Source organism: Streptomyces pseudovenezuelae (assembly GCF_029892565.1).
GTDB lineage: Bacteria > Actinomycetota > Actinomycetes > Streptomycetales > Streptomycetaceae > Streptomyces > Streptomyces pseudovenezuelae_A.
In genome coordinates this window covers 71,290-77,884 of record NZ_JARXVH010000031.1, presented here as the reverse complement: position 1 = coordinate 77,884, position 6,595 = coordinate 71,290, and the positions used below count along the sequence as shown (strand labels likewise).

The 6,595-nt window shown below is 69.3% G+C and carries 5 protein-coding genes; all 5 read right to left on the bottom strand.

All coding sequences use genetic code 11. From position 1 onward, the window contains the following. Positions 1–117: 117 nt before the first annotated feature. Positions 118–915, bottom strand: coding sequence for a sensor histidine kinase (locus M2283_RS47955; RefSeq protein ID WP_280882924.1), 798 nt, complete (start codon positions 913–915; stop codon positions 118–120). Between the two features lie 18 nt (positions 916–933). Further along, positions 934–1,428: a DUF7134 domain-containing protein gene (locus M2283_RS47950; RefSeq protein ID WP_280882923.1), complete on the bottom strand. Its 495-nt coding sequence runs from the start codon at positions 1,426–1,428 to the stop codon at positions 934–936. A gap of 137 nt (positions 1,429–1,565) precedes the next feature. After that, complete coding sequence (locus tag M2283_RS47945) at positions 1,566–4,016, bottom strand: MMPL family transporter (RefSeq protein WP_280882922.1); 2,451 nt, start codon at positions 4,014–4,016, stop codon at positions 1,566–1,568. A gap of 687 nt (positions 4,017–4,703) precedes the next feature. After that, a complete protein-coding gene (locus M2283_RS47940; RefSeq protein WP_280882921.1) occupies positions 4,704–5,570 on the bottom strand; it encodes a sugar phosphate isomerase/epimerase family protein in 867 nt (288 codons plus the stop codon). Next, complete coding sequence (locus M2283_RS47935) at positions 5,567–6,583, bottom strand: Gfo/Idh/MocA family oxidoreductase (RefSeq protein ID WP_280882920.1); 1,017 nt, start codon at positions 6,581–6,583, stop codon at positions 5,567–5,569. The genes M2283_RS47940 and M2283_RS47935 overlap by 4 nt, the downstream gene beginning before the upstream one ends. Positions 6,584–6,595: the final 12 nt, after the last annotated feature.

Below are 6,595 nucleotides of genomic sequence, written 5' to 3'. Positions count from 1 at the left end.
CCGACTGCCCCCCGGGCGCCCGCGCCCACCCCCGGGGGGGGGCCCGGCCCCGCCCCGGGGCTACCCCCCCAACCCCACCGCGGGTGTGGGGGTGGGCTTTGCGCCATGACGCCAGTGTCAAACGGGGCGTTTCTCCACGGAGTTGGCAGGTGCGTTGGGGATGAGGAGGGCGTGGACGGTCCAGCCGCCCTCTTGGTTGGGTCCGGCGGTGACCTCGCCCCGATACAGGGTGGCGCGCTCGCGCATACCGACCAGGCCCCGGCCGGTGCCCGCCCCGCACCCACGGCGTGCGTGGGTGCGGGGCGGACCGGTGTCCTCCACCGTGATGCGTACGATGCCGGGGTCGGCGGCGATGGAGACGTGGAGCGAGGTGTCGGAGGCGGCGTACTTGACGGTGTTGGTCAGGGCCTCCTGGATGATGCGGTAGGCGGACAGCTGGAGCCCAGGAGCCAGGCTGGTGAGGTCGCCGTGCGGGTACAGGGCGATGGTGGGGCCTGCGGCGCGGACCCGGTCGAGCAGCGCGTCGAGGTTGGCGAGGCCGGGCTGCGGATCGAGGGGGACGTCGTGCGACCGTCCCTGACCTTCGCGGTCGTCGCCGATGACGGCGAGCAGGCGGCGCAGTTCGGCCAGAGCGTCGCGGCCGCTGGCGCCGATGATGCGCAGCGTCTGGGCGCCGCGTTCGGGCTTGGTCTCGGTGAGGCCGGCGGCGCCGTCGGCGAGGCCGACGATGACGGCGAGGGTGTGGCCGAGGATGTCGTGCATCTCGCGGGAGACGCGGGCGCGTTCCTGCGCGGTGGCGAGACGGGCCTGCTGGTCGCGTTGCTTCTTCAGGGCGTCGATGTAGGCGTAGGCCAGCCGCAGGAGCAGGCCCAGTGCCGCGAACGCCACTACGGCGACCATCACCGTCAACGTCACGGGCTCCGGACGCGTGAATTACTCCAGTTGCCGGCCGCGCCAGAAGAAGTAGGCCCATGCGACGAGTTGCACGAGGGTGATGCCGGTGGCGGCGGCCAGTTGGCGTGGTGTGCAGTGACGGCCGACATTGAAGAGGGCGACCACCCGGGCGAACTCGGCGCCGGTCAGCACGCCCGCAGGAAGAGCCACAACGGAGACGGCCGTGGTGAGAGCGAAGACCAGCATGGGGCGTCGTTCCCGCCAAAGCAGCGGGATGCAGAAGGCGAGGATGATCGGTAGCTGGGGGTCGCCGACGTTGTGGGGATTGGTGTAGGCATCGCTGCCGACCGCCAAACAGAACACCGGAACCCCCCACCGCCGGACCCAGGGACGGGCCCGGTCGGCCCGCCGCCACGAGGCGAGCCGGGAGACGACCGAGACGATCACTCGCTGCTCGGGATCGTTCGTCAGGGCCTGAAGGAACTGGCGCTCGTCCGGGTGCGGGGTTGGAGCGGGGGCGCTCGGTGCGGTCACGGGGGAGGCCCTTCGCGATGTCGGGCCGTCCGCCGGCCCGGGGGGATCGGTCCGGCGGACGGGTCAGGGGATACGGCCGGTGAGAGTCGGCCGCCACGTCAGGAGCCGTGCGGAAGTCGGAGCTGCGGTTTTGTGCGTCAGCGCCTGCGGATCGGGTTCTTCAGCAGCTTCCTGCGTGCCGGTGTCTGTGATTCCCTCGAGTCGCCAGGGGCGGTTGCGTCGCCGCCCCGTGCGAGGCGCTGCTTGAGCCTGGTCAGTCCCCGTGCCTTCCCGGGGGCCTGCCGAGCAGGTGCCGACGTGTCCGTGTCGCCAGAATGGTGCACCCCGGTGAAGGCGCGGGGGGCGCCGTGGTCGTCCGAGCCCGTGTGGACCCCCGCGGCGACACCGGCGTACGCGGCCACAGGCACGGAGTCCGTTTGCTCGGCTTCGAGCGCGTGGCGCAGCTTCTCGCCCTCGACGTCCACGTTCGGAAGGACTCGGTCGAGCCACTTCGGCAGGGTCCAGGAGCGGTGGCCGAGCAGGGCCATCACCGCCGGGACGATGGTCATCCGGACGACGAAGGCGTCGAGGAACACGGCGGCGGCGAGTCCCAGGCCGATCGACTTGATCAGAACGGCGTCGTCGAGGAGGAATCCGGAGAAGACGGAGACCATGATGACCGCGGCGGCGGTGACCACCCGGCCGCTGTGCCGGAAACCCTGCACGATGGCCTGTGTGGGTTCGGTGCCGTGGACGTACTCCTCCCGCATGCGGGAGACGAGGAAGACCTCGTAGTCCATGGCGAGTCCGAACACCACGCCGATCAGCAGGATGGGCAGCAGGCTGACGATGGGGCCGGTCTGGTCGACGCCGAAGACGTCCTTCAGCCAGCCCCACTGGAAGACCGCGACCAGGACACCGAGGGTCGAGACCACGCTGAGCAGGAAGCCCAGGGCGGCCTTGAGCGGGATCACGATCGACCGGAAGACCAGCAGGAGCAGGACCAGGGCCAGGCCCACGACAATGGCCAGGTAAGGGATGAGGGCGTCGGAGAGCTTGGTGCTGACGTCGATGTTGACGGCGGTCAGACCGGTGACCATCAGGTCGGCGCCGGTGTCCTGGTGCAGGGCGGCACCCTGGTCGCGGATCGTGCCCACGAGGTCCTTGGTGGCCTCGCTGCTGGGGGCGCTCTTGGGGACGGCGCCGAGCAGGGCCACGTCGCCGGCCTCGTTGAAGGAGGGCGGACGGACAGCGGCGACATCGTCCAGCTTGCCCAGCATGGCGTACGCGTCCTGGGCTGCCGCCTTGGGGTCGTCGCTGTTCCGGGCGTCGACGACCACGGTGAGCGGGCCGTTGAAGCCCGGCCCGAAGCCCTTGCTGAGGGTGTCGTAGGCGATGCGCTGGGTGCTGCCGGGGGGCTTTCCGGAGTCGTCGTTCAGGGCCGTCTGCAGGGACATCGCGGGGATGGCCAGCAGGGCCAGGCCGGCCACCGCGATCGCGAGCACCTTGACCGGGTTGCGGGTGACGAACCTCGCCCAGCGCACGCCCATCGACTCGCCCTCGCCGCGCTCCAGCGCCTTGATACGGCGGGTCTGCATCTTGCCCTTCATGATCCGCATACCGGCGAAGCCGAGCATGGCGGGCAGCAGGGTCAGCGCGATGACCACGGCGACGGCCACGGCGAAGGCGGAGGCCAGGCCCATGGAGGTGAGCGTGCCGATGCCGATGACGCTCAGGCCGCTCAGCGCGACGATCACGGTCAGTCCGGCGAAGACGACCGCCGACCCGGCGGTGCCCGCGGCCCGTCCGCAGGCTTCCTCGGGTTCGTGGCCGTCGCGGATCTCGTTGCGGTAGCGGGAGACGATGAACAGGGCGTAGTCGATGGCGACGGCCAGGCCCAGCATCAGTGCCAGGGTCGTGGTGGCCGAGGCCAGGTCGAAGAAGTGCGTGGCGAGCGTGACCGACAGGATGGCCGCGCCCACCCCGAGGATCGCGGTGAGCAGGGGCAGTCCGGCCGCGATCATCGAGCCGAAGGTGATCACCAGAACGATCGCGGCGACCCCGACGCCGATCAGCTCGGCCGCCTTGCTCGCGGCCTTGTCCTTGACGGCGTTGCCACCCAGGCTCACCTTCAGGCCGGCCTTCTCGCCCTGGGCTACGACATCCGTCTGAACGGCGTGGGCCGCGCCGCTGACGTCGGCCTGGGCGACCTTGTAGGACACCTGGGCGTAGGCGATGGTGCCGGACTTGCTGACCAGGCCGCTGGCGAAGGGATCAGTGACGCCCGATACCTGCGGCGACTTCTCCAGCTGCGCCACCAGGGACTTGACCTCGGTCTTGTTGGCGGCGGAGGTGAGCTTCTGCCCACTGGGCGCCTCGAACACCACACGCGCGGTGGCGCCGTCGGCGGATGCCTGCGGGAACTCCTTCTGCAGCAGGTCGATCGCCCTCTGCGATTGTGTGCCCGGAACGCTCAGGGACCCGGAGGACGTGCCGGGCGCAGTCATGGCGCCGATGCCGATGGCGGCCAGGACGGCGACCCACAGCATCACGACGATGCGTCGTCGCCGGAACGTCAGCCGGCCGAGCCGATAGAGGAAGGTGGCCACGATTACTCCCACCAGGAGAAGAGATCATTGGGTGAGCTGGGCCTGACTGACCCGCGATCTCAACCTAGGAGCGGTATTGGGCAACCATCCCGTACGGGGGAACGGAATCCGGCGCAGCCAGTTAGTACCGCAGTACTACTCCCCGTCCTCCGCACAGCCCGCCGGTCGGCGATGCCCTGATCGAAGAGAGCGGTGATCAGCATGCCGCCGAAGATGGCGCGCAGCTGCGGCTCGGTGGACCCGGCGAGCCCGGGGCGACGGACCAGCACTCGCGGTAGCCGGCTTTGTGTCCGTCGGTGAGCGGTGGGCGCGTGCCGACCTTGGTCACCAGGTCCTGATCGCTCCCGCTCGCGCGGGGGCGATCCGGCGGCGATCCACCCGCCACGGGAATCTTGGAGCATCTCGGTGGGCCAGCATGAACAGTAGGCATGGTCCGGACTGTTTCGAAGATCGATGCAGTTCTCTAGATGTCAGTTGTCGCTCCGTCCCCGATCCGGTGAGCAAGCCCGTCCCTGACCGCACAGATCGCGTGGGCGGGCAAAATCGAGTCCCTCAGACGTCAGGAGGAGTCGGAGGTGACCCGTCACCTGCGAAGCCGGTCGGCGAAGGCATCCAGGCCCAGGTGGAGCCTCACCCAGCCCCCGGACATCCGGGGCGCATCTCACGTTGGCCTGATGGGGCGGCCCGTCAGGCGGTGAGTTCCTTGGTGATGCGGTCGAGCATGAAGGTCGAGGAGTCGCGGGCGCGTTCCTCCCAGGCGAAGACGCAGGCGGTGGCCACGCCGTCGAAGTCGAGTTCGCGAAGGGTACCGAAGAAGGTGTCCCAGTCGACCTCACCCTGGCCGATGTCGAGGTGCTGGTGGATGCGGGCGGTGGTGCCCGGCGGGTTGAGGATGTAGCGCAGGCCGCTGGACCCCTTGTGGTTGAAGGAGTCGGCGATGTGCACGTGCTGGAGCTTGTCGCCGGCATAGCGCATCATCGCCGCGATGTCCGCCGTCGGGTCGGAGCCCGAGAGGTGGAAGGAGTGCGGGGCGCAGTACAGGTAGTTCACCCAGGGCTTGTTGATGGCGCGGACGAGGTCGACGGCGGGGGTGTTCTCCTCGCAGAAGTCGTCCGGGTGGGCCTCCAGGTTGAGGGCGATGCCCTCGCGCTCGAAGACCGGGAGCAGTTCCTCAAGCGAGCGCCAGAAGGCGGATTCGCTCTCGGCGGCGCGTTCGGGGCGGCCGTTGAACTCCGAGTTCATCAGGGGACATTCGAGGTCGGCGGTGATCTCGATCATCCGCCTCCAGTAGCGGACTGCGGTCTGCCGCTCGGTCTCGTCGGGTGAGGACCACTTGTACAGCGGGAGTACGGAGGACAGCTTCACCCCGTGCGTGCGCAGGGAATTCTTCAGCTCCGCCACACGGTCGTCGTCCGCACGCGGGTGCAGGAAGAAGGGCATGAAGTCATCGCGGGGCGACAACTCGATGTACTCGTAGCCGAGTTCGGCGACCGTGCGCACCATGTCGTCGATGGGCAGGGCACGGAACATGTACGGGTCGAGGGCGATCTTCACGCGGCACCTCCGTAGAAGGCGGGTCGAGGCTTGAGGTCGGTGGCGACGACGTGGCCCGATTCCAGGGCCTCGACGCTCGCGCTGGTGATGACGGTGGCTGCGTAGCCGTCCCAGGCCGAGGGCCCGGTGGGTTCGGTGTCGGCGGCGATCCCCGCGATCCACTCGCGGAACTCGGTGTCGAAGGCGTCCGCGAAGCGGGCCACCCAGTCGGTGAGCACCTCTGTGCTGTGCTGCCCCGCGCTGCGTACTCCCACCGCGGCCGGGTCGGGCAAGCGGACGAGCCCCTCCTCACCCACCGCCTCGCACTGGATGTCGTAGCCGTACTGGCAGTTGACGAAGACCTCCAGGTCGATGCGGACGCCCTTGGTGGTCTCGAAGAGCATGATCTGCGGGTCCTTGAGGTGCGCGAACCGCTTGCTCGTGGCGCGCGGGGTGATCACCTGGGTGGAGACGATCTCGTCGTCGAGCAGCCAGCGCAGTACGTCCACCTCGTGCACGGCCGTGTCCAGGGCGGCCATGTCGGACGTGTACGACTCCGGGACGGTCGGATTGCGGTGGGCGCAGTGCACGATCAGTGGCTCGCCGATGCGACCGGCGTCGATGGCCTGCTTCAACTGCCGGTATCCGGCGTCGTATCGGCGCATGAAGCCGACCTGGACCAACCGGCGGCCGTGTGCCGTCTCGGCCTCGATGATCCGCAGGCAGTCCTCGGCGGTGGTGGCCAGCGGCTTCTCGCAGAACACCGGCTTCCCGGCGGCTATCGCGGTCAGCACGTGCTCGGCGTGGGTGGGGCCCCAGCACGTGACAAGGACCGCGTCGACATCGTCCGCCGCGATCACGGCCGCACCGTCGGGCAGCACCCGGGCACCGACCGGCGCCGCCGCCTCCTCGGCGCGGGCGGCGTCGATGTCGGTGACCGCGGTGACACGGGCACCGGTGACGGTGTGGGTGAGGCGCCGGATGTGCTCCTTGCCGATCCAGCCGGCGCCGATGACTCCTACACGTACGGTCATGGTCATTCCTTA